Origin of the sequence: Variovorax sucrosi (assembly GCF_051216635.1) — a bacterium.
GTDB lineage: Bacteria > Pseudomonadota > Gammaproteobacteria > Burkholderiales > Burkholderiaceae_C > Variovorax.
In genome coordinates this window covers 210743-232312 of sequence record NZ_JBPJZU010000009.1, presented here as the reverse complement: position 1 = coordinate 232312, position 21570 = coordinate 210743, and the positions used below count along the sequence as shown (strand labels likewise).

23 protein-coding genes are annotated in these 21570 nt (G+C 67.6%); 4 read left to right on the top strand and 19 right to left on the bottom strand.

What is annotated here, in order from left to right; all coding sequences use genetic code 11:
• Position 1: 1 nt before the first annotated feature.
• The 3 genes from dapA to ACSFBE_RS18810 all read left to right on the top strand — a co-directional run bounded on the left by dapA (position 2) and on the right by ACSFBE_RS18810 (position 2921).
• Positions 2–928 carry a 4-hydroxy-tetrahydrodipicolinate synthase gene (gene dapA / locus ACSFBE_RS18820; RefSeq protein WP_435491929.1) on the top strand — a complete coding sequence of 309 codons (927 nt, stop codon included), beginning with the start codon at positions 2–4 and terminating at the stop codon, positions 926–928.
• A 113-nt stretch (positions 929–1041) separates the two neighbouring features.
• Positions 1042–2133, top strand: coding sequence for an outer membrane protein assembly factor BamC (gene bamC, locus ACSFBE_RS18815; protein ID WP_435491928.1), 1092 nt, complete (start codon positions 1042–1044; stop codon positions 2131–2133).
• An 11-nt stretch (positions 2134–2144) separates the two neighbouring features.
• Positions 2145–2921 carry an MBL fold metallo-hydrolase gene (locus ACSFBE_RS18810; RefSeq protein ID WP_435491927.1) on the top strand — a complete coding sequence of 259 codons (777 nt, stop codon included), beginning with the start codon at positions 2145–2147 and terminating at the stop codon, positions 2919–2921.
• A 27-nt stretch (positions 2922–2948) separates the two neighbouring features.
• Here ACSFBE_RS18810 and rlmB read toward each other — a convergent pair whose 3' ends face one another.
• Both rlmB and ACSFBE_RS18800 read right to left on the bottom strand, forming a co-directional pair.
• Entirely contained in the window at positions 2949–3695 is a 747-nt protein-coding gene (gene rlmB / locus ACSFBE_RS18805; protein WP_435491926.1) for a 23S rRNA (guanosine(2251)-2'-O)-methyltransferase RlmB, read from the bottom strand.
• 48 nt (positions 3696–3743) lie between these two features.
• Complete coding sequence (locus tag ACSFBE_RS18800; RefSeq protein WP_435491925.1) at positions 3744–4442, bottom strand: ABC transporter ATP-binding protein; 699 nt, start codon at positions 4440–4442, stop codon at positions 3744–3746.
• 14 nt (positions 4443–4456) lie between these two features.
• Between ACSFBE_RS18800 and ACSFBE_RS18795 the strand changes: the two genes are divergently transcribed.
• On the top strand, positions 4457–5104 hold the full coding sequence (locus ACSFBE_RS18795) for an arylesterase (RefSeq protein ID WP_435491924.1): 648 nt from the start codon (positions 4457–4459) through the stop codon (positions 5102–5104).
• 78 nt (positions 5105–5182) lie between these two features.
• On the opposite strand, the gene ACSFBE_RS18790 is transcribed toward ACSFBE_RS18795, so the two are convergent.
• From ACSFBE_RS18790 to pilW, 17 genes are all read right to left on the bottom strand, one after another.
• The gene (locus tag ACSFBE_RS18790; RefSeq protein ID WP_435491923.1) at positions 5183–5386 is read right to left on the bottom strand and encodes a hypothetical protein; all 204 of its coding nucleotides are present in this window, start codon (positions 5384–5386) and stop codon (positions 5183–5185) included.
• Between the two features lie 69 nt (positions 5387–5455).
• Positions 5456–6649 carry a PLP-dependent transferase gene (locus ACSFBE_RS18785; RefSeq protein WP_435491922.1) on the bottom strand — a complete coding sequence of 398 codons (1194 nt, stop codon included), beginning with the start codon at positions 6647–6649 and terminating at the stop codon, positions 5456–5458.
• A gap of 37 nt (positions 6650–6686) precedes the next feature.
• Positions 6687–7211 carry a phosphoribosyltransferase gene (locus tag ACSFBE_RS18780; protein ID WP_435491921.1) on the bottom strand — a complete coding sequence of 175 codons (525 nt, stop codon included), beginning with the start codon at positions 7209–7211 and terminating at the stop codon, positions 6687–6689.
• A gap of 16 nt (positions 7212–7227) precedes the next feature.
• Positions 7228–8559, bottom strand: coding sequence for an adenylosuccinate synthase (locus ACSFBE_RS18775; protein ID WP_435491920.1), 1332 nt, complete (start codon positions 8557–8559; stop codon positions 7228–7230).
• A 20-nt stretch (positions 8560–8579) separates the two neighbouring features.
• Entirely contained in the window at positions 8580–9731 is a 1152-nt protein-coding gene (locus ACSFBE_RS18770) for an ATP phosphoribosyltransferase regulatory subunit (RefSeq protein WP_435491919.1), read from the bottom strand.
• A gap of 83 nt (positions 9732–9814) precedes the next feature.
• Positions 9815–10003 (bottom strand): DUF2065 domain-containing protein, encoded by a 189-nt coding sequence (locus tag ACSFBE_RS18765; RefSeq protein ID WP_435491918.1) that lies wholly within the window; start codon positions 10001–10003, stop codon positions 9815–9817.
• 9 nt (positions 10004–10012) lie between these two features.
• Complete coding sequence (gene hflC / locus ACSFBE_RS18760; protein WP_435491917.1) at positions 10013–10909, bottom strand: protease modulator HflC; 897 nt, start codon at positions 10907–10909, stop codon at positions 10013–10015.
• A gap of 16 nt (positions 10910–10925) precedes the next feature.
• Positions 10926–12257: an FtsH protease activity modulator HflK gene (hflK, locus tag ACSFBE_RS18755; RefSeq protein ID WP_435492006.1), complete on the bottom strand. Its 1332-nt coding sequence runs from the start codon at positions 12255–12257 to the stop codon at positions 10926–10928.
• Positions 12258–12332: 75 nt separating this feature from the next.
• Positions 12333–13514 carry a GTPase HflX gene (gene hflX / locus ACSFBE_RS18750; RefSeq protein WP_435491916.1) on the bottom strand — a complete coding sequence of 394 codons (1182 nt, stop codon included), beginning with the start codon at positions 13512–13514 and terminating at the stop codon, positions 12333–12335.
• 60 nt (positions 13515–13574) lie between these two features.
• Positions 13575–13820 (bottom strand): RNA chaperone Hfq, encoded by a 246-nt coding sequence (hfq, locus tag ACSFBE_RS18745; protein ID WP_093108079.1) that lies wholly within the window; start codon positions 13818–13820, stop codon positions 13575–13577.
• Between the two features lie 173 nt (positions 13821–13993).
• Positions 13994–15337 carry a ribosome biogenesis GTPase Der gene (gene der / locus ACSFBE_RS18740; RefSeq protein WP_435491915.1) on the bottom strand — a complete coding sequence of 448 codons (1344 nt, stop codon included), beginning with the start codon at positions 15335–15337 and terminating at the stop codon, positions 13994–13996.
• Positions 15338–15358: 21 nt separating this feature from the next.
• Entirely contained in the window at positions 15359–16501 is a 1143-nt protein-coding gene (gene bamB / locus ACSFBE_RS18735) for an outer membrane protein assembly factor BamB (protein WP_435491914.1), read from the bottom strand.
• 7 nt (positions 16502–16508) lie between these two features.
• Positions 16509–17192 carry a YfgM family protein gene (locus ACSFBE_RS18730; protein ID WP_435491913.1) on the bottom strand — a complete coding sequence of 228 codons (684 nt, stop codon included), beginning with the start codon at positions 17190–17192 and terminating at the stop codon, positions 16509–16511.
• A gap of 6 nt (positions 17193–17198) precedes the next feature.
• Positions 17199–18497, bottom strand: a complete 1299-nt coding sequence (gene hisS, locus ACSFBE_RS18725) for a histidine--tRNA ligase (protein ID WP_435491912.1) — start codon at positions 18495–18497, stop codon at positions 17199–17201.
• A gap of 22 nt (positions 18498–18519) precedes the next feature.
• Complete coding sequence (gene ispG / locus ACSFBE_RS18720) at positions 18520–19818, bottom strand: flavodoxin-dependent (E)-4-hydroxy-3-methylbut-2-enyl-diphosphate synthase (protein WP_435491911.1); 1299 nt, start codon at positions 19816–19818, stop codon at positions 18520–18522.
• Positions 19815–20732 (bottom strand): helix-turn-helix domain-containing protein, encoded by a 918-nt coding sequence (locus tag ACSFBE_RS18715; protein ID WP_435491910.1) that lies wholly within the window; start codon positions 20730–20732, stop codon positions 19815–19817. Before ACSFBE_RS18715 ends, ispG begins: the two co-directional genes overlap by 4 nt.
• Positions 20725–21567, bottom strand: a complete 843-nt coding sequence (gene pilW, locus ACSFBE_RS18710; RefSeq protein WP_435491909.1) for a type IV pilus biogenesis/stability protein PilW — start codon at positions 21565–21567, stop codon at positions 20725–20727. Before pilW ends, ACSFBE_RS18715 begins: the two co-directional genes overlap by 8 nt.
• Between the last annotated feature and the right edge of the window lie 3 nt (positions 21568–21570).

Genomic DNA, 21570 nt, shown 5'->3' with positions numbered 1-21570 from the left:
AATGCATCCTTTCGTCCCAACCGACAAAGAGACCCCCTTGGAGCAACTCACAGGCAGCATCGTCGCGCTCGCAACGCCGATGCATGAAGACGGCAGCGTCGACTACTCCGCCCTGCGCCGGCTGATCGACTGGCACATCGACGAGGGCACCGACTGCCTGGGCGTGGTCGGCACCACCGGCGAATCCCCCACGGTCGACGTCGAGGAACACTGCGAGATCATCCGCGCGGCCGTCGAGCAGGCCAAGGGCCGCGTCCCGGTCATGGCCGGCTGCGGTGCCAACTCGACCAAGGAAGCGATCGAGCTGGCCAAGTTCGCCAAGGGCGTCGGTGCCGACTCGCAATTGCAGGTCGTGCCCTACTACAACAAGCCGACGCAAGAAGGCCAGTACCAGCACTTCAAGGCCATCGCCGAGGCGGTGGGCGACCTTCCGGTCGTGCTGTACAACGTGCCCGGCCGCACCGTGGCCGATATGGCGCACGACACCGTGCTGCGCCTGGCGCAGGTGCCGGGCATCATCGGCATCAAGGAAGCCACCGGCAACATCGAGCGGGCGCAATGGCTCATTCGCGACCTGCCCAAGCACTTCGCCGTCTATTCCGGCGACGACCCGAGCGCGGTCGCGCTGATGCTGTGCGGCGGCCAGGGCAACATCAGCGTCACGGCCAACGTCGCGCCGCGCAAGATGCACGAACTGTGTGTGGCGGCGCTCGCCGGCGATGTCGCCACGGCCATGCGCATCCAGTTCGAGCTGATGCCGCTGCACCGAAACCTGTTCATCGAGCCCAACCCCATCCCCCTGAAGTGGGCCATGGCGCGCATGGGCCTGTGTGGCGGCGCGCTGCGCCTGCCCCTCACAGAACTCGGCGAAGCCAGCCGGCCGGCTGTCGAAGCCGCCCTGCGCGCCACCGGACTGCTCAAAGACTGAGCGGTCCGCCGGGCCCACCGCATTCCCCACGCAACCTTTTGCGCGCGGCCGACTCCGACAAGGCGGCCGATGCGGCCTCGATTGATCGAACCATTCCACCAAGGAAGACGACGTTGAAGAATTTTTCGCGAATCGCACTGCTGGCCCTGATCGCCAGCCTGACCGCCTGCTCGGTGCTCGAGAGCGACAAGATCGACTACAAGAGCGCCGGCAAGGCCCCCACGCTCGAGGTGCCGCCCGACCTCACGCAGCTGTCGCGCGAGAACCGCTACGCGGTGCCCGGCGGTGCCGTGTCGGCCAACAGCTTCCAGGCCGGCAAGGCCGATGCGCCGAGCATCCCGACGGCGGTTTCGACGCTGGGCGACGTGCGCATGGAGCGCGCGGGCAACACGCGCTGGATCGTCATCAACCGCCCGGCCGACCAGCTCTGGGAACCGGTGCGCGACTTCTGGCAGGAGAACGGCTTCCTGCTGACCACCGAGCAGCGCAACCTCGGCATCATGGAAACCGACTGGGCCGAGAACCGCGCCAAGCTGCCGCAGGACATCATCCGCGGCACCCTGGGCAAGCTGATCGAATCGGTCTACTCGACCAGCGAACTCGACCGCTTCCGCACCCGCATCGAGCGCACGCCCGCCGGCACCGAAATCTATGTCAGCCACCGGGGCATGGAAGAGGTCTATACCAACAACACGACCAAGGACCAGACGGTCTGGCAGCCGCGCGCGAGCAACCCCGAACTCGAGACCGAGTTCCTGCGCCGCCTGATGGTCAAGCTGGGCGTCTCGCAAGAGCAGTCGAAGGCCCTGACCGCCAGCGCCGCCAACGTGAGCACCGTGAGCAAGGTCGCAAGCGTCGACGGCCGACCGGTGGTGCAGATCCCCGAAGGCTTCGATCGCGCCTGGCGCCGTGTCGGCCTGGCGCTCGACCGCACCGGCTTCACCGTGGAAGACCGCGACCGCAGCGCCGGCACCTACTTCGTGCGCTATGTGACGCCGAACCCGGACAAGAAGGAACCCGGCCTGTTCGCGAAGCTGCTGTCCTTCGGCAAGGCCGGCAAGGACGAGAGCCCGCTGAAGTACCGCATCCTGGTCAAGAGCCAGGGCGAGACCAGCACGGTCTCGGTGCTGAACGAAGCCGGCGTGCCCGACACCACGGAGAACGCGCAGCGCATCGTCAAGGTCATTGCCGACGACCTGAAGTAAGGGCTGCCCGCGTGCTGCGCTTTCGCAGTCTGGGCAGCGGCAGCACGGGCAACGCCACGCTGGTCGAAGCGACCAGCGGCGGGCGCACCTCGCGTCTGCTGGTCGACTGCGGCTTCGCCCTGCGGCACCTCGATGCCCGCCTGGCCCGCGTCGGGCTGGCGGCGAGCGATGTCGACGCCGTTTTCATCACCCACGAGCATGGCGACCACATCGGCTGCGCGCATGCACTGTCGCGCCGTGAGCGGCTCCCCGTCTGGATGAGCGAAGGCACCTGGCTCGCGACCGGCGCACGCGATTTCGAAGGCCGCCTGCGGCTGGCGCGCGATGGCACCGATTTCGAAGTCGGCGACCTCTCGGTCCACCCCTTCACCGTGCCGCACGACGCGCGCGAGCCACTGCAACTGCGCTGCACCGACGGCGCCCGCAGCCTGGGCGTGCTGACCGATCTCGGCCATGTCACGCCCTACGTGCTCGCGCAACTGGCCGGCCTCGACGCGCTGCTGCTGGAGTGCAACCACGACAGCGAGATGCTGGCCGCTTCGGCCTACCCGCCCTTCCTGAAGCTGCGGGTCGGGGGCAACTACGGCCACCTGTCGAACGGCGCGGCCGGCGAGATTGCGCGGGCGGTGCACCACGCCGGGCTGCGCCATGTGCTGGCCGCCCACCTGAGCGAGCAGAACAACCGGCCGGAGATCGTGCGCCGCGTGCTGGCCGAGGCACTGGGCGCGAGCGAGCACGAGATGCTCACCGCCACCGCGGCCGACGGCTCGCCCTGGCTGGACGCCTAGCGCGGCCGCGGCGACGACGCGCGCGGGTCAGCCGATGCGCTGGCGCATCGCCTCGTACAGGCAGATACCGCTGGCCACCGAGACGTTCAGGCTCTCGACCGCGCCCATCATCGGAATGCTGATCAGTTCATCGCAGCTCTTGCGCGTGAGCTGGCGCATGCCGTCGCCTTCGGCGCCGAGCACCAGCGCCAGCGGTCGCTTGAGGTCGCTCTGGTAGAGCGTGCCTGGCGCATCGTCGCTGGCCCCGACGCACCAGATGCTGCGTTCCTTCAGTTCGCCCAGCGTGCGGGCCAGGTTGGTCACCATGAAGTACGGCACGGTCTCGGCGGCACCGCTGGCGACCTTGGCAACCGTCGCATTGATGCCGGCGGCATGGTCCTTGGGGGCGATCACCGCATGCGCGCCGGCGCCGTCGGCCACGCGCAGGCAGGCGCCCAGGTTGTGCGGGTCGGTCACGCCGTCGAGCACCAGCAGCAGCGGCAGGGTGCCGGCGGCTTCCAGGCCCTCGAGCAGTTCGTCGAGCGAGTGGGTCTGAGGGATCGCCTCGACGCGGGCGGCGACGCCCTGGTGGCCGTGGCTGCCGGCGAGCTTGGCAATGCGCAGGGCGTCGGCCTCGACCAGGCGCACGCCCGCATCCTGCGCGCGGGCCTTGAACTGCTGCATGCGCGCATCGCGGCGGCTGGCATCGAAGAGCACCTCGATCACCGACTTCGGCGCGGTCTTGATACGCACGCCCACGGCATGGAAGCCGAAGATCACTTTGGGAGAAGACATGCGGGGATTATCCCCGCGGGCCCGCCGCGCTCCGGCGGCCCGGCGCGCTCAGACGCTCTTTTCGTCGGCGCCGACGCGGCCGGCTTCGATCGTGATGCGCCGCTCGCACTGCGCGGCGATGCCGCGGTCGTGCGTGACGAGCACGAGCGTGGTGCCGAGCTCGCGGTTGAGGTCGAACATCAGCGTCATCACCTGCTCGCCGGTGGCGAAGTCCAGGCTGCCGGTCGGCTCATCGGCCAGGAGCAGTTGCGGCTGCACGACGAAGGCGCGTGCCAGCGCCACGCGCTGCTGCTCACCGCCCGACAGCACCTTGGGGTAGTGGTTCAGGCGCTGACCCAGCCCCACCCGTCCGAGCATCTCGGTGGCGGCCTTGCGGGCATCCTTGCGGTCGGCGAGTTCGAGCGGCAGCATCACGTTCTCGAGCGCCGTGAGATTGGCGAGCAGCTGGAAGCTCTGGAACACAAAGCCGACCTTCTGCGCGCGCAGCGCGGCACGATCGTCTTCGTCGATGGCGAAGAGGTCCTCGCCCGCCAGCTTGACCGTGCCGCGGGTCGGCGTGTCGAGCCCGGCGACGATCGACAGCAAGGTGCTCTTGCCGGAGCCCGAAGCACCCACGATCGCCGCGGTTTCCCGCGCGCCGAGGGTGAAATGGATGTCCTGCAGAATGTCCAGCGTGCCGGCCGAATCGGTGACGGACTTGAAAACATGGTCGACGACAACAATTGCTTCGGAACGGGGTGGGGACATTGAAAGGCTTTGTGGTGAATCGACGTGACTTTATCGCGGTGAGCGCCGCGCTCGGCAGTACGGGGCTATCTCTTGGGGCCTTCGCGCAGGCGCCCGCCGCCAAACCCGTGATCCTGGTGGTGGGCGATTCGCTGTCGGCCGAGTACGGCCTCAAGCGTGGCGAAGGTTGGGTGCCGCTGCTCGAGAAGCGGCTGGCCGAACAGAAGATCGCGGCGACGGTGGTCAACGCCAGCATCAGCGGGGATACCACCTCCGGCGGGCGCGCACGGCTGGCCTCGTTGCTCAAGCAGCACCAGCCGACCCATGTGGTGCTCGAGCTTGGCGGCAATGACGCGCTGCGCGGCCTGCCGATCCAGAACACCGAGGACAACCTGACGCAGATGACCAAGGCCGCGCAGGCCGCAGGTGCCAAGGTGCTGATCGTCGGCATGCAGGTGCCGCCGAACTACGGCGGTGACTACCTCAAGCGTTTCGAGGCGATCTTCCAGAAGGTGGCGACAGCGACGAAGGCGGCCGTGGTGCCCTTTCTGCTGCGCGGCGTGGCCGATGGCCCGGACGCCGCAACCCTGTTCCAGCCCGACCGCATTCACCCGGTGGCGGCGGCACAGCCGCGGATGCTCGACAACGTCTGGCCCGAACTGAAAAAGCTGCTCGGCCGCTGATGGCCGCGCAGCCAAAGAAAAAGCCGCCGCTGCAATCCTGCAGGGGCGGCCGTTTCAAGGCTTCGAAGGCACCGGCGATCAGCCGTTCTTGGTGGGAATGTCCGGGACCGTGGGCGGGTCGCGTTCCAGCGAGGCCACGTCCGTTTCCGGGTCCCCGGGAGCGAGCCCCTCGCTGCTCGGATTGAGCTTGCGGTCGGCTTTTTCCCGCAGCTTTTCTTCCTTCTTTTTCTTCTTGGCCAGTTCTTTCTGGCGCTTCTCGTAGCCGTAGTTGGGTGTTGCCACTGCTTCTCCTTGAGCGAGGCAGTCCGGGTGACTGCGTGTAGGTTGACTGTAAGCGATAACCGCCGCGATTCAGAGCGCCGCCAGTGCCTGCGCCAGGTCGGCCTGAAGGTCTTCCACGGCCTCCAGGCCGACCGAGAATCGGACCAGCGTGCCACGGTGCGGCCAACGTGCGACGGTCGCGTCGCGCATCAAGCCGATGTCGTAAGGCACGACCAGACTGATCGGTCCGCCCCACGAATAGCCGAGCTTGAACAGGCGCAACCCGTCGCAGAACCGGTCGACCTCCTCGGCGCTGAAACGCTCGTCGAACACGACCGAGAACAGCCCCGCGGCCCGGTCGACCCCGCCACACAGACGTTGCCAGTTCGCGTGGCCAGGCGAACCCTCCAGCGCCGGATGCAACACCTGGGCGATCTCGTCTCGGCCCCGCAGCCAATGCGCCAGTTCCCGCGCGCTGCGGTCGTGTGCCTCGTAGCGCAGCGCGATGCTCGGCAGCGAACGCAGCAGCGTCTCGACGTCACCCACCCCCACGCCGAAGCCCATGCGCATGTGCGTCAGCTTGAGGGCCTGGTGCAACCGCGTGTCACGCGTGATGACGCTGCCCATCAGCACGTCGCCGCCACCGCTGGGGTACTTGGTGAGGGCATGGACCGAGATGTCGGCGCCCTGCCCGCTGCCGTCGAAATCGAAGGGCGGGAAGGCCAGCCCAGCGCCCCAGGTGTTGTCGAGGGCGGTGACCACACCCCGGTCGCGACAGACCGCCGCCAGCGCCGGCAGATCGGGGAACTCCATCGTCACCGAGCCGGCCGCCTCGAGCCAGACCAACTGGGTGCGGTCCGACAACTTGGCCGCCAGATCCTCCGGATCCATCGCGTCGTAGAAGCGGTGGCTCACGCCGAAGTTGGCCAGTTCGCCCGCTGCAAGCGCCTTGTTGGGGCCGTAGGCGTTGTCGGGGATCAACACCTCGCCACCCGTCTTCAGCAACGCGAAAGCCACCAGCGAGATGGCCGCCAGGCCGCTGGGCACCAGCAGGCAGTCGGTGCCGCCCTCCAGCGTCGCCAGCCGCTCCTCCAGCGTGAAGGTGGTCGGCGTGCCGTGCAGGCCGTAGGTGTAGCCGGCCTTGGTCTTCCAGTCGCGCGCCCGCATGGCGGCCACATCGGCGAAGAAGACCGTCGAGGCCTTGAAGACTCCGGGCTGCGGTGCGGCGAATTTCGCCGGCGGTTGGTAGGGGTGGTGAATCAGGTCGGTGATGGGCTCGGACATGCCGCGATGCTAGAGCATCGGCAGCAGCCGAACAGGTTCACACGGACCACTTCTGGATCAGCTTCTCCGGGCGCATGCTGTCGTAGCCTTCGAAGGGCTGGTGGATCCAGGGGTTCGTCGGCAGGAACTCCACCGAGTAATCGGGCGTGAACGTCGACAGCGCCTTAGTCCAGAGCACCGCGCTGCGCAGCTCGGTGATCGGCGTGTACTGGGTGCGCAGCATGTCGACCACCGCGTGCAGCGTGTGGCCCGAATCGGCCAGGTCGTCGACCAGCAGCACCTTGCCCGCGATCTCGCCCTTGGGCGTGGTGATGAAGCGCGCGATGTCGAGGTGGCCCTGCACCGTGCCGGCGTCGGCGCGGTACGAGCTGGTCGACATGATCGCCAGGGGCTTGTCGAAGATGCGCGAGAGCACGTCGCCCGGGCGCATGCCGCCGCGCGCCAGGCACAGGATGGTGTCGAACTCCCAGCCCGACTGGTGCACCTTGATCGCGAGCTTCTCGGTCAGGTTGTGGTACTCGTCGTAGCTGACGTAGAGATGCTTGCCGTCTTCGGTCAACATGGGTCGTGATTCCTGTTCAGTCGGCCAGATAGGGGTGGCGCATCATGATCGTGTGGTCGCGGTCGGGGCTGGTCGACACCATGTGGATCGGCACGCCGGTGACCTGCTCGATGCGCTGCAAGTACAGCCGCGCATTGACCGGCAGCTTGTCGTACTGCGTCACACCCACGGTGCTTTCGGTCCAGCCTTCCAGCGTCTCGTAGACCGGCGTGCAGCGCGAGATTTCGTCGGCACCCATCGGCAGGATGTCGGTGTATTCGCCGTCGAGCTCGTAGCCGGTGCACAGCTCCAGCTTCTCGAGGCCATCGAGCACATCAAGCTTGGTGATGCACAGGCCCGACAGGCCGTTGACCTGTGCCGAGCGCTTGAGCAGCGCGGCATCGAACCAGCCGCAACGGCGGCTGCGACCGGTGGTCACGCCCTTCTCGGCGCCCACCGTGCTCATGTGGTAGCCCGGCGTGCCCGGCTTTTCCCAGTCGAGTTCGGTGGGGAACGGGCCGCCGCCGACGCGCGTGCAGTACGCCTTGGTGATGCCCAGGATGTAGTGCAGCATGCCCGGGCCGACGCCCGAACCGGCGGCCGCATTGCCGGCCACGCAGTTGCTGGAGGTCACGTACGGGTAGGTGCCGTGGTCGACGTCGAGCAGCGTGCCCTGGGCGCCTTCGAACAGCAGATTGGCGCCGGCCTTGTGGGCGTCGTTGAGTTCGCGCGACACGTCGGCCATCATCGGCTTGAGCAGCTCGGCGTGGACCATGGCCTCGTCGTAGACCGTGTCGTAATCGATCGCGGAGGCGCCCAGCACTTGCGTCAGCACATGGTTGTGCAGGTCGAGCAGCACGCGCAGCTTGTCGGCGAAACGCTGGGGGTGCTTCAGGTCCTGCACGCGCAGCGCGCGGCGCGCGATCTTGTCCTCGTAGGCCGGGCCGATGCCGCGGCCGGTCGTGCCGATCTTCTCGCTGCCGCCCTTCTCGCGGTAGAGCTCGCGGGCGATGTCGAGTGCGGCATGGAAGGGGAGGATCAGCGGGCAGGCCTCGCTGATGCGAAGGCGCGAACGTACCTCGACGCCGGCCTTCTCCAGGCCTTCGATCTCCTCGAAGAGCTTGGCCGGCGACAGCACGACGCCGTTGCCGATGTAGCACTTCACGCCTGGCCGCATGATGCCGCTGGGGATCAGGTGCAGCGCGGTCTTCACGCCGTTGATGACCAGCGTGTGGCCCGCGTTGTGGCCGCCCTGGAACCGAACCACGCCCTGCGCGCTCTCGGTCAGCCAGTCGACCAGCTTGCCCTTGCCCTCGTCGCCCCATTGGGTGCCGACGACGACCACGTTTCTTCCGGTGGTAACGCTCATGATGGTTCGCTTCTCAAGATTCAGATGGCTTGGACGTTCCACTGGCCGGCGCTCTGCACGAGCTCCCGGTCGCAGTGGAACTCGTCGATTTCGCTGTCGTGGCCCGGCAGCACGCAGACCACGGTTTCGCCCTGCGCGCGCAACGCGGCGATGGCCGCCCGCAGGCCGGCCGCATCGCTCCACGGTGCGCGGATGGCCGCCCGCAGCGGTCGGCTCGGCACCACGCCGACCAGCTCGCGCAGGTCGACGCTGAAGCCGACCGCCGGCCGGTTGCGGCCGAACACCGCACCCACCTCGTCGTAGCGTCCACCGCGCACCAGCGCATCGGTGGCGCCGTCGACATAGATGCCGAAGCGCATACCGCTGTAGTAGGCATAGCCGCGCAGGTCGGACAGGTCGAAGCTCACGCGGGCGCCGTCGAGGCGCTGGGCCAGGCGCTTGAGGTCGCTCAAGGCGTTCTGTACCGCGGCGCTCGCCGGCAGCGCCTTGGCCGCCTCGTCCAGCACCGCGGCGTCGCCGTAGAGCTGCACCAGGGCCAACAGGCCCTCGCGCGCGGCGGCGGGAAAGTCGCGCGTCAGCGCGCGCAGCGCGCTGGCATCCTTGGCAGCCAGCGCCGCATGCACGCGGGCGATCGTGGCCGCGTCTACCGGCACGCCGGCGAAGAGCGAGCGCACGAGGCGGGCGTCGGCCAGGTCGACGATCACGTCGGAAGGAAGGCCGGCGGCCCGCAGGCAATCGAGCGCCAGCAGCAGCACCTCGGTGTCGGCTTCGAGCCCAGCGTGGCCGTAGATCTCGGCGCCGAACTGCAGTGGTTCGCGGGTGGCATGCGGACGGTCGGGCCGGGTGTGGACGACCGGGCCGCAATAGCAAAGGCGCGTGACGCCCTGGCGGTTCAGCAGATGGGCATCGATGCGCGCGACCTGCGGCGTGGTGTCGGCGCGCAGACCCATGGTGCGGCCGGAGAGCTGGTCGACCAACTTGAAGGTTTGAAGGTCGAGCGCTTCGCCGGTACCGGACAGAAGGGATTCGAGGTGTTCGAGCAGCGGCGGCATCACCAGCTCATAGCCATAGCCACGGGCGGTGTCGAGCAGTTCGCGTCGAAGTTCTTCGATGTGGCGCGCCTCGGAAGGCAGCACATCGGCAATGTGATCCGGGAGGACCCAGGCGGACATGAGGATCGGGGGCGTGGTTAAACCGGGATTCTACCGGGCGCGGAACGACAGCCCGTCATCGGGGCAACCCACAAGGAGAAAGCTCAGTTGAGAACCCAGAGCAGCAGCAGGCCGACGAGGATGCTGCAGAGGCCGAAGAAGCGCAGCTGGCCATCGCGCAGCTGCATCAGCTGACCGAAGCCGCGACGCCAACCGCCCGGAGACACGAAGGGCAGCAGCCCTTCGATCACCAGCACGAGCGCCAACGCGCTCCATAGCGTGTCGGCGCTCACGACAGGCGGTCAGCGCGGCGCGTTCGGGCTGCCGGGCCCGCGCAATGCACGGAAGAAGTCGGACGATGCCGGGTCGACCACCAGCACGTCGCTCTTCTTGTTGAAGCTCTGCTTGTAGGCATCGAGGCTGCGGTAGAACTGAGCGAACTGCGGGTCGCGGCCGAAGGCTTCGCTGTAGGCCGACGCGGCCTGGGCATCGCCCTCGCCCTTGATCTTCTGCGCGTCGCGGTAGGCATTGGCCACGGCCACTTCGCGCTGGCGATCGGCGTCGGCGCGGATCTTCTCGCCTTCGGCAAAGCCGGTGGAGCGCAGTTCGTTGGCCACGCGCTTGCGCTCGGCCTCCATGCGGCGGTAGACCGACTCGGTGATCGCTTCCACGTAGTCGACGCGGGTGATGCGCACGTCGACAATGTCGACGCCCCAGGGCTTGGCGCCCTTCACCACCGCCAGCACTTCGCGCTGCACGTCGGCCATGAGCTGCTCGCGCCGCACTGAGATCAGGTCGCGCACGGTGCGCTTGTTGACGTTTTCCTGGAAGGCGTTGCGCACCACGCGGTTGAGCTGCACGGCACCGGCGTTCTCGTCCAGACCGACGTTGCGGATGTATTCCGAGGGGTTCGAAACGCGCCAGCGCACGTACCAGTCGATCACCACGCGCTGCTTCTCAGCCGTCAGCATGGGTTCGGTCTCGAGGCTCGACAGCGTCAGCAGGCGCTTGTCGATGTACGACACGTTCTGGAACGGCGGCGGCATCTTGAAGTTGAGGCCGGGCTCGGTGATCACGTCCTTGATCTGGCCGAGCTGGTAGACAACGCCGAACTGGCGCTGGTCGACCACGAAGAGCGTCGAGCTGAGCAGCGCGAGCGCCACCAGGATCGTCGATGCGATGAATCCGATTCTGTTCATGTTCTGGTTCTCCGCCTCAACGTCCGTCGCGATCGCGCGTGCGGCCGTCGCGCAGGCGCGCGTCGTTGCTGGCCGGTGCGACCGGGATCACCGAGGACTGCGGCGGTGCGGTGCCCGCCACGTTCGGGCTGGCACCGTCGGCCGGCGCGCCGGCGGCATTGCCACCTGTCATCTGCATCAGCTTGTCGAGCGGGAGGTACAGCAGGTTCGACCCCTGCTTCGAATCGACCAGCACCTTGGTGGTGTTGGTGTAGATCTGCTGCATGGCGTCGGTGTACATGCGGTCGCGGGTGACCTGCGGCGCTTTCTGGTACTCGGCCAGCACGGCGGCGAAGCGGCCGGCATCACCCTGCGCCTGCGCCACGATGCGCGCCTTGTAGGCTTCGGATTCTTCCTTCAGGCGAGACGCGGTACCGGTGGCGCGCGGCACCACGTCGTTGGCATAGGCCTGCGCCTCGTTCTTGGCGCGCTCGCGTTCCTGGCCGGCCTTGAGCACGTCGTCGAAGGCCGCCTGCACCTGCTCGGGCGGACGCACGCCGCCCTGCTGCAGGTTGATGTTCACGACTTCGACGCCGACCTTGTAGCGGTCGAGGATGGTCTGCATGAGCGTGCGCACGCGCGGGGCGATCTGGTCGCGCTCCTCGGCCAATGCGGCGTCCATCTTCATCTTGCCGACCACTTCGCGCACGGCGGTTTCGGCCACCTGCACCACCGTGTCGGCGGGCGCCTTGCTTTCGTAGAGGTAGGCGCGTGCATCGCTCAGGCGGTACTGCACGGCGAACTTGATCTCGACGATGTTCTCGTCTTCGGTCAGCATGGCCGATTCGCGCAGGCCGGTGGAGCGCACGATGCTGTCGCGGCCCACGTCGGTCGAGCGAATCTGCGTGGTCACCACCACCTCATGGCGCTGGATGGGATATGGCAGGCGCCAGTTGAAGCCGGCGCCCACGGTCGTCTTGTAGCGACCGAACTGGGTGATGACGGCCTGCTGGCCTTCGTTCACGATGAAGAAGCCGGTGCCCAGCCAAATCAGCACCGCCACGCCCGCGATGAGGCCGATGCCGTAGCCGGCGTTCTTCATGTCGGGCTTGAAGCCGCCACCGTTGCCGCTGGGCGGACGGCTCCCGCCGCCCTTGCCGCCGCCGAAGAGGCCGCCGAGCTTGCGGTTGAAATCGCGCCAGAGTTCGTCCAGGTCGGGCGGGCCTTGGTTCGGGCCTTGGCCCCGCGGGCGGTTGTTGTTGTTGCCCGAGGGCGGCGGATCGGCGTCGGGCCGGTTCCCTGTCGGGCGGTCGCCGTTCGACGAAGGCTCGTCGCCCCGTCCCCATCGACCGTCGTTCAGGTTGAACATGCCCTGAAAACGTCTCCACACTGGCTTTGCATTCATTCGGTTCGCTTCTCTCGTCAGTGGGGCGATTGTGCCCAATCAGCCGGGTGCATCGTGCAATTCAGCCCCCGCCTCCAAGGGCATGCCCGGTGGCACCGAGCCGGAGCGCCGCGCCAGCTCGGTGCGCAGCGCCGGCAGGCCCAGGCCGCTGTGCGCACTCACGAACAGGCGGGGGATCTGTACGCCATCGATGTCCATCTCGTCCTGCATCTGCAGGGGCTGCTGTGCGCTTTCAAGAGCGTCGAGCTTGTTGAAGACGAGCAATTGCGCAATGCCGTCGGCACCGATCTCGCGCAGCACGCGCTGCACCTCGGCCATCTGTTCGGGGAAGTGCGGATTGGAGGCGTCCACCACATGCAGCAGCAGATCGGCATCGACCGCCTCCTGCAGCGTCGCCTTGAAGGCGTCGACCAGGCCGTGCGGCAGGTCGCGGATGAAGCCGACGGTGTCCGAGATCGATACCTGGCGCCGGCGTCCGTCTTCGGTATTGCCGAGGTAGAGATGGCGCGTCGTCGTGTCGAGCGTGGCGAAGAGCTGGTCGGCCGCGTAGGCGCGCGCCTTCACCAGCGCATTGAAGATCGACGACTTGCCGGCGTTGGTGTAGCCCACCAGCGAGATGTTGAAGGTGTCGCGCCGCTCGCGTTGGCGGCGCTGCGTGCTGCGCTGCTTCTGCACCTTGGCCAGGCGTTCGCGGGTGCGCTTGATCGACTCGTCGATCATCCGGCGGTCGAGCTCGATCTGCTTTTCGCCCGGGCCGCCGCGCACGCCGGCACCGCCGGTCTGGCGCTCCAGATGGGACCAGCGGCGCACGAGGCGAGTGCTGAGGTACTGCAGGCGTGCCAGCTCGACCTGCAGCTTGCCCTCGTGCGAGCGCGCACGCTGGGCAAAGATTTCCAGGATGAGAAAGGTGCGGTCGTAGACGGCGCAGCCCAGCGCACGCTCGAGATTGCGTTGCTGCGCCGGGCTCAGGGCCTGGTCGAAGATGACCTCGCTGGCGCGGTGCAGTTCGGCCAGCTCGCGGATCTCGTCGGCCTTGCCGCTGCCCACAAACAGGGCCGCGTCGGGCGCCTTGCGTTTGCACACCAGGCGCTCGACGGGCGTCAGGCCGGCCGTCTGGGCCAGCAGGCCGAGTTCTTCGAGGGCACTGTCGAAATGAGGCAGCCCGAAATCGACACCGACGAGAACGACGGCGCCATCCTGGCGGGGGATGTCTTCAGACAAGCGGAATGGGGGTTGGCATGAAAAAGCGCGACGGGCGGCGCCCGTCGCGCGACGTGCCGGTCAGGCGGCCGCTTCGTCGTTCTCGGCAGCCGAGAAATTGACAGCGCGTCCGGGCACGATGGTGGAAATGGCGTGCTTGTAGACCATTTGCGTCACAGTGTTCCGCAGCAGCACGACATATTGATCGAAAGATTCGATCTGACCCTGAAGCTTGATGCCGTTCACCAGATAAATGGAAACCGGCACATGCTCCCGACGCAAAGTGTTCAGGAACGGGTCTTGCAAAAGTTGCCCTTTGTTGCTCACGATATTCTCCGTGTTCAAGGAAGAGTTATAGGACCGAGAACCTTAACACAGGGTTTCCCCGCTGCAGCGCGGAGGCCAATGGCCTTCCAAAAATAACGTCTCTTTCAAGGCGGAACTTTGGACGCCGCAAGGGCTCGTTGCATGGCGCTTCAGCGTGGAATCCGCTCCGTCGGCTAGCTCTTGTCCTTGTCGGCATAAGGATTGTGCGAGGACTTGAATTCGATCCGCAGCGGCGTGCCGACCAGGTCGAATTCCTTCCTGAAGCGCCCTTCCAGAAAGCGCTTGTAGGAATCGGTGACGTGTTCCAGCGAATTGCCGTGGATCACGATGACCGGTGGATTCATGCCGCCCTGGTGCGCATAGCGCAGCTTGGGCCGGAACATGCCGGCACGCTGCGGCGCCTGGAACTGGACCGATTCGAGCAACAGCCGCGTGAGCACCGGCGTCGACATCTTCCGGGTCGCTGACTTGTGCGCCTGCGCAATCGCTTGCCAGACCGGACCGAGGCCCTGCCGCTTGATGGCCGAGATGAGGTGCAGCGCCGCGAATTTCAGGAACGGCAGCCGTGTCTCGATCTGGCGCTGCACCTGCTCGCGCTGGTAGCTGTCGACCGCGTCCCACTTGTTGACGGCGATCACCACGGCGCGGCCGGATTCCAGGATGTAGCCGGCAATGTGCGCATCCTGGTCGGTCACGCCCTGCGTGGCATCGAGCAGCAGCAGCACGACGTTGGCCGACTCGATCGCCTGCAGCGTCTTCACCACCGAGAACTTCTCGATCGCCTCGAACACCCTGCCCTTGCGGCGCAGGCCGGCCGTGTCGATCAATTCGAAACGCTGGCCGTTGCGCTCGAAAGGCACGGTGATCGCGTCGCGCGTGGTGCCGGGCATGTCGAAGGCCACCAGCCGCTCTTCGCCGAGCCAGGTGTTGATGAGCGTCGACTTGCCGACGTTCGGCCGGCCGGCCACGGCCAGCTTGATCGGCTTGGCCTCGCCGTTGTCCTGCTCGTCTTCGGGCTCCGGCAGGTTGAGCGGCTCGAGCGCGAGCTCGACCAGGTCGCGGATGCCCTGCCCGTGCGCCGCGGACACGCCGTGCACGTCGCCGAGACCCAGCTCGTAGAACTCGACCAGCTTGGTGCCGTCGTGCATGCCTTCGGCCTTGTTGGCCACCAGCACGCAGGGTTTGCCCAGCCGGCGCAGTTCCTTGCCGATCTCGTGGTCCTGCGCCGAGAGGCCTTCGCGCGCATCGACCACGAACACCACCACGTCGGCCTCGGCGACGGCCTGGCGCGTTTGCTTGGCCATCTCCTTGAAGATGCCGCTGCCCGCGTCGGGCTCGAAGCCGCCGGTGTCGATCACGATGAACTCGTGCCGGCCCTGGCGGCCGTTGCCGTAGTGGCGGTCGCGGGTCAGGCCCGCGAAGTCCGCGACGATGGCGTCACGCGTCTGCGTGAGGCGATTGAACAGGGTCGATTTGCCAACGTTGGGGCGACCGACCAGTGCGATGACCGGTTTCATGAGCAGCGCCCCTTGATAGCGTTATTCAGGGCGATAGCCGAACACGCCGCCATTGCGGGTGACGACCACGACCGTGTTGCCGGCGAGCACCGGCGTGGCGACGATCGGCGAGCCGTCCGGCGTCAGGCGATTGAGCAGCGCACCGTCTTCGCGCGAGACCAGGTGCAGCGTTCCGGTGTCTTCACCGATGATGAGCGAGCGGCCCACCGCCAGCGGCGCGGTCAGCGTGCGGTACTTGAGGCGGTCCATCGACCAGGCGCGTTCGCCGTCGCCGCGGCGCCAGGCCACCACGCTGCCGTTCGATTCGGTGCCGTAGACGAAGCGGTCGTCCCCGGTCAAGCCCTCGGCGCCCGAGGCCGGCTTGCTCCAGATCAGCACGCCGCGCGTGGTGTCGACGCAGCCGACGTTGGCGTAGTACGCGCGGGCACAGACGTTGTCGCCCACCCGGCTCACGCTGCCGGTGAGGTCGACCAGACGCTCGACGTCGTTGGTGCCGCGCGGCGCTGCAATGGGAGATTCCCAACGCGAGGTACCGTTGGCCGGATTGAGCCCGACCAGGCGGCCGCCCACGCCGGTGACCAGCGTATCGCCAACGGCCAGCAACACGCCCGGCTTGCGCAGGACGAGGTTCTCGGCGGTGCGCTGCTGGGCCCACAGGCGACGGCCGGTCTGGCCGTCCCAGGCGCTCAGGGTGCGATCGGCGGTCTGCACGAAGACCCGGCGGCCGGCCACCAGCGGCGCGGTGAACGCCTGCGCAGGGAGGCGCTGCTTCCACAACACCTTGCCGGCCTGCAAGGCCACGAGTTCGTTGTCCTTGGTGATGACGGCAGCCACGGCGCCGTCGCTGCCGACACCGGCGATCAAGGGCGCACCGGCGCTGGCGCGCCAGGCCTCCTGGCCCGAGCGAGCGTCGATCGCGACCACCGTGCCATCGGCACCGGCCACCGTGACGGTGTCGCCGCTGACATCGATCTGAACCGGGAAGTCGGTCTTTGGAATCGACACCTTCCAGGCCTGCCGCACCGAGAAGAGCGCCGGGTTGGCGGGCAACTCGGCCGGCTTGGGCTTGGGGGTGCCGGAACAGGCCGCGAGCACCGCGACCAGCAGGGCCGCAGCGACGAGGCGCAGCGTGGGCGTGACAGGGTCGAGACGAGAGAGATTCATGGTGCGATCATTGGGTTTTGACGGGCGCCGCCGCAGCGGGTGCCAGCGTCTTCGGATCCACGCCGACGGCGTTGAGCTTGACCTCGACGAGCCGGCGGTAGTCGTTGCCGGGTTCGAAGGCCGTCCACGCCTTCTGGTACTCGCCCTTGGCCTCGTCGCGCTTGCCCTGCGCCAGGTAGATGTCGCCCTTCCGGTCGGCGATCAGCGCATCGAATTCCTTGGGCACCGGTGCCGCCAGCTGCTTGAGTGCATCGTCATACGATTTCTGCTGCAGCAGCTCGGCCGACAGACGCAAGCGAGCAATCGCCTGGTAGGCCGGGTCGACCGCGTTCTGCGCCACCCATTCGAGCGCGGCGCGCGAACCGTCGGCCTTGCCCTGCTCGTTGAGCGTCTTGGCAGCCAGCAGGCCGGCCTGCTGCGCGTAGACGGTGCCGGCAAAGCGGTCTTTCATCTCGCCGAGCGCACGCTCGATGCGTGCGGCATCGTTCGCCTGCGCGCTGCGCTCGACTTCGTCATAGAGCGCCGACGCCTGCGCGGCCTTGGTCCGCTGAAAGTACTGCCAGCCGTTCCACGCCATGAAGGCGCCGGCTGCCAGCAGCACGACCCAGGTGATGAGCGTGCCGTAGGTGTTCCAGAAATGCTTCAGCTGGTCGAGCTGCTCCTGCTCTTCGAGATCGAGATGGGTTGCCATGCGCTGTCAGTGGAGGGGGGTCGGCGATTGTAGGGTGGTGGCCCAGGTGGCCAGGTCGGCCAGCGGACGGACCGTCTGCGCACCGCTGCCGTCGCGCAGTGCCTTGACCGTGATCTCACCGCGGGCGAGCTCGTCTGCACCGAACACCAGCGCGTAGGCGGCACCGCTGGCGTCGGCCTTCTTGAACTGCGACTTGAAGCTGCCCAGGCCGTCGACCGTGCTGGCGTGCATCTGCACCCGCACGCCGGCCTCGCGCAGCTGCTGCAGCGTGCACAGGGCGATCGGCATGCTGGCGGCATCGGGCACCACGGCGTAGGCGTCGGGCACCGGCAGCGGCACCGCGGCGCCCTGCTCCTTCACCAACTCGAGCACCCGCTCGATGCCCATGGCCCAGCCGACGGCGGGCGCAGGCTTGCCACCGATCTGCGCGATCAGGTCGTCATAGCGGCCACCGGCGCACACGGTCCCTTGGGCGCCGAGCCGGTCGGTCACGAACTCGAACACCGTGAGGTTGTAGTAGTCGAGCCCGCGCACCAGGCGCGGGTTGATCGTGTAGACGATGTCGTTCGCATCCAGGATGGCGCGCAGGCCGTCGAAGTGCGCCAGCGATTCGGCGCCGAGGAAGTCGATCAGCTTCGGTGCCGACTCCACCACGTCCTTCATGGCCGGGTTCTTGGTGTCGAGGATGCGCAGCGGGTTGCTGTGCAACCGACGCTTGGCTTCCTCGTCGAGCAGCTCGGCGCGCGCCTCGAAGTACTTGATGAGTTCGGCGCGGTGCAGCGCGCGCTCCGGCGGCTGGCCCAGGCTGTTGAGTTCGAGGCGAACGTCGGCAAGGCCGACGGCCTTCCAGAGCGCCGTCGCCAGCAGGATCAGCTCGGCATCGACCTCGGGGCCGGCAAAGCCCAGCGCCTCGGCACCGATCTGATGGAACTGGCGGTAGCGACCGCGCTGCGGACGCTCGTGGCGGAACATCGGGCCGGTGTACCAAAGGCGCTTGCCGCCGTCGTAGAGCATCGAATGTTCGATGACCGCGCGCACCAGGCTGGCCGTGCCCTCGGGGCGCAGCGTGAGCTTCTCGCCATTGAGCTTGTCTTCGAAGGAGTACATCTCCTTCTCGACGATGTCGGTGACCTCGCCGATGCCGCGCACGAACAGTGCCGTGTGCTCGACGATGGGCGTGCGCACGTTGCGGTAGGCGTAGCGCGCCATCAGGTCGCGCACGATGGCTTCGAGCCATTCCCAGCGCGCGGATTCGGGCGGCAGGATGTCGTTCATGCCTTTGACGGCATTCAATTTGTCGGCCATGGATGTCGGAGAAAAAGGAAAATCAGACCGCTTCGGTCGGCGCAGGTTCGTTGCTGCTGGCGCTGCCGAAACGCTTGTCGATGTAGGTCTCGACCAACTGATGGAACTCGTTGGCGATGTTGTCTCCGCGCAGCGTCAGCGCTTTCTCGCCGTCGATGAAGACCGGCGCGGCCGGCGCCTCGCCGGTGCCCGGCAGGCTGATGCCGATGTCCGCATGCTTGCTCTCGCCCGGGCCGTTGACGATGCAGCCCATCACGGCCACCTTCAGCGTCTCGACGCCGGGGTATTTCTTGCGCCACACCGGCATCTGCAGCCGCAGGTAGTCGTCGATCTGCTTGGCCAGTTCCTGGAAGGTCGTGCTGGTGGTGCGGCCGCAGCCTGGGCAGGCAGTGACGCTCGGCACGAACATGCGCAGGCCCAGCGCCTGCAGGATCTCGTTGGCGATCACCACTTCCTGTGTGCGCGCCTCGCCAGGCTGCGGCGTGAGCGACACGCGGATGGTGTCGCCGATGCCTTCCTGCAGCAGGATCGACAGCGCCGTCGCCGACGCCACGGTGCCCTTCGTGCCCATGCCGGCTTCGGTCAGGCCCAGATGCAAGGGGTAGCTGCAGCGCTTGGCGAGTTCGCGGTAGACCGAGATCAGGTCCTGCACGCCGCTCACCTTGCAGCTGAGGATGATCTGGTCACCGTTCATGCCCATCGATTCGGCGAGCCTGGCGGAGTCGATCGCCGAAGTGATCAGCGCTTCGTACATCACCGACTTGGCGCCCCACGGCGTGGCACGCTGGCTGTTGACGTCCATCAGGTGCGCCAGCAGTTCCTGGTCGAGGCTGCCCCAATTCACACCGATGCGCACCGGCTTGTTCCAGCGCATGGCGGCTTCGATCATCTGGCCGAACTGCCTGTCCTTCTTGTCGCCCTTGCCCACGTTGCCCGGGTTGATGCGGTACTTGCTGAGCGCCTCGGCGCAGGCCGGATAGTCGGTCAGCAGCCGGTGGCCGTTGTAGTGGAAGTCGCCGATCAGCGGCACGTCGATGCCCATGCGGTCGAGCTGCTCGCGGATGTACGGCACCTGCGCGGCGGCCTCGGGCGTGTTGACCGTGATGCGGACCATCTCCGAGCCGGCGATCGCCAGTTCCTTCACCTGGATGGCGGTGCCGATGGCATCGACCGTGTCGGTGTTGGTCATCGACTGCACGCGCACCGGTGCATCGCCGCCGACGGTGACGATGCGTGGCCCCCAGACCACGCGCGCCTGGCGCGAACGCCGTGCCAGCGGCGCGGCGGGTTCGATCGGCCCCATCGCTGCCGGGTTCGTCATGGTTTCACCTCGAAGCGTGCGACGCCGCCCGAACGTGCCAGCGGCGTCAGGTCGAAGGGCTTGCCGCGCACCTGCACGTCGACGCCCGATGCGCGGCCGACGACCACCGACAGCGGCAGTGCGCCGTTCAGCGGGACCGTTTCGCCCGGCATCACCGTGCGGCGCAGCAGCGACTTGCCGGCGGCGTCGGTCACGGTGATCCAGGATTCCGCGCGGACGACGAACACCAGTGCGTCCTTGCCCACGGCGGCCGGCGTATCGACGGCGGCGGACACCGGGCTCGATGCGACCACTGCAGCAGCGGCTGCCGGCGAGGGCTCGCTGGGCGCCTGTGCCGACACCGGCTCGATCACCGTGCCGGCGGGCGCATCGGCCGCCTGCTGCGACACCGCGTCGCTGGTCGACGAGGACGCCCCCGAGGCGAACCCGGCCACCCATTGGCCGATGCGCTCGAAGGCGCCGGAGGGAAGCCACACCAGCGCCGCCGCGCCGGCCAGCAGCAAGGCCACGACGATGAGCAGGGCCCGCGAGGGCGTTCCACCCGCCGTGCTGCGGCTGCGCGGCGCGCCGGAACGGAAGCTCCCGCTGAGCGGCCGATCGGCGTCCGCCAACCCAGGGCGCAGCGCGCCCGGCAGCTTGGCCAGCACCGGAGCCGGGTCGACGTGCAGCGCGCGACAGACGCTGGCCGCCAGCGCACGCGCGAACACCGGATCGGGCAAGGCCTCAATGTTGTTGTCCTCGAGGGCCTGCAACTTTTGCGGCGGCACCTTCAGCGCCGCGGCCACCACGTCGAGGTGCAGGCCGTGCGCTTCCCGCGCCTCGCGCAGCAGATCGCCGGCCGTCTTCTCGGTGCTGTCGCCGTGGCTCAGGGGAGCCGTCTGTGAGTTGCCGAATTCGCTTGCGCGCTCAATCATCGAAATTCCCGCGTTCGTACGCCACTGCCTCCCGTGACTGCGGGAAGCGGCGCTGCAATTGCCCGCCGAGCTGCGCCATGGCCTCGCGGTTGTTGAGTCGGCGCTCGATCTTGACGCCGAGCCACAGGGTTTCCGCGTTGGCCGACGGACTGTTGTTGACCCGGCGAATATAGAACTGCGCGCGCGACCAGTCTTCGCGCTGTGTCAGCAGCGCCGCGAGGTTGTAGCCGACGACCGGATTGCCGGCGTCGATCTCGTAGGCCTGCGTCAAGCTGCGCTCGGCCTCGACGCGCTGGCCGGCCTGCATCTGGCAGACGCCTTGCGTCATCAGCGTCTTGGCACGGGCGCTGTAGTTCGGAGCCGCCAGCGCCGCGCTGAACTGCTGCGCCGCATCGCCATAACGCTTCTGCTGGCAGAGCAGCCAGCCGTAGTTGTGCAGCGTGTTGGGCTCGCGCGGGTTCAGGGCGATCGCACGGCGGAAGCTGTCTTCGGCCAGCCCGGCGTCGTCCAGGCGCATGTAAATCAGCCCTCGCAGGTTGTACGCATCGGCAAAGGTGGCATCGGCCGTCAGCGCCTGCTTGATCTCGTCGAGCGCGACGGTGGTCTGGCCGGCCTCGAAATAGCCGATGGCCAGCTCGAGCCGGATGCGCGCACGGCGACGGCCGGAGGGCTCGTCCGACGCGGTCACCATCTCGGCGCCGTTGCCGGCGGTGCTGCCGACCGGCCGCGAGGTTTGTGTGGTCGTGCTCACGCAGCCAGCCAGCGAGGCCAGCAGCAGCGCGCCCATCAGTCCGCGCACGGGCACCGCGCGCGGCGTCGAAAAAACCATGCTCATCGC

Excerpts from the sequence above, each read along its gene's own strand:
- ispG (WP_435491911.1), bottom strand. The coding sequence starts at position 19,818 with ATGACGAACCCGGCAGCGATGGGGCCGATCGAACCCGCCGCGCCGCTG.
- ACSFBE_RS18785 (WP_435491922.1), bottom strand. The coding sequence starts at position 6,649 with ATGTCCGAGCCCATCACCGACCTGATTCACCACCCCTACCAACCGCCG.
- rlmB (WP_435491926.1), bottom strand. The coding sequence starts at position 3,695 with ATGTCTTCTCCCAAAGTGATCTTCGGCTTCCATGCCGTGGGCGTGCGT.
- ACSFBE_RS18715 (WP_435491910.1), bottom strand. The coding sequence starts at position 20,732 with ATGATTGAGCGCGCAAGCGAATTCGGCAACTCACAGACGGCTCCCCTG.
- bamB (WP_435491914.1), bottom strand. The coding sequence starts at position 16,501 with ATGAATCTCTCTCGTCTCGACCCTGTCACGCCCACGCTGCGCCTCGTC.
- hisS (WP_435491912.1), bottom strand. The coding sequence starts at position 18,497 with ATGGCCGACAAATTGAATGCCGTCAAAGGCATGAACGACATCCTGCCG.
- hflK (WP_435492006.1), bottom strand. The coding sequence starts at position 12,257 with ATGTTCAACCTGAACGACGGTCGATGGGGACGGGGCGACGAGCCTTCG.
- ACSFBE_RS18800 (WP_435491925.1), bottom strand. The coding sequence starts at position 4,442 with ATGTCCCCACCCCGTTCCGAAGCAATTGTTGTCGTCGACCATGTTTTC.
- ACSFBE_RS18770 (WP_435491919.1), bottom strand. The coding sequence starts at position 9,731 with ATGTCCGCCTGGGTCCTCCCGGATCACATTGCCGATGTGCTGCCTTCC.
- ACSFBE_RS18780 (WP_435491921.1), bottom strand. The coding sequence starts at position 7,211 with ATGTTGACCGAAGACGGCAAGCATCTCTACGTCAGCTACGACGAGTAC.
- dapA (WP_435491929.1), top strand. The coding sequence starts at position 2 with ATGCATCCTTTCGTCCCAACCGACAAAGAGACCCCCTTGGAGCAACTC.
- pilW (WP_435491909.1), bottom strand. The coding sequence starts at position 21,567 with ATGAGCATGGTTTTTTCGACGCCGCGCGCGGTGCCCGTGCGCGGACTG.
- ACSFBE_RS18730 (WP_435491913.1), bottom strand. The coding sequence starts at position 17,192 with ATGGCAACCCATCTCGATCTCGAAGAGCAGGAGCAGCTCGACCAGCTG.
- der (WP_435491915.1), bottom strand. The coding sequence starts at position 15,337 with ATGAAACCGGTCATCGCACTGGTCGGTCGCCCCAACGTTGGCAAATCG.
- ACSFBE_RS18775 (WP_435491920.1), bottom strand. The coding sequence starts at position 8,559 with ATGAGCGTTACCACCGGAAGAAACGTGGTCGTCGTCGGCACCCAATGG.
- hflC (WP_435491917.1), bottom strand. The coding sequence starts at position 10,909 with ATGAACAGAATCGGATTCATCGCATCGACGATCCTGGTGGCGCTCGCG.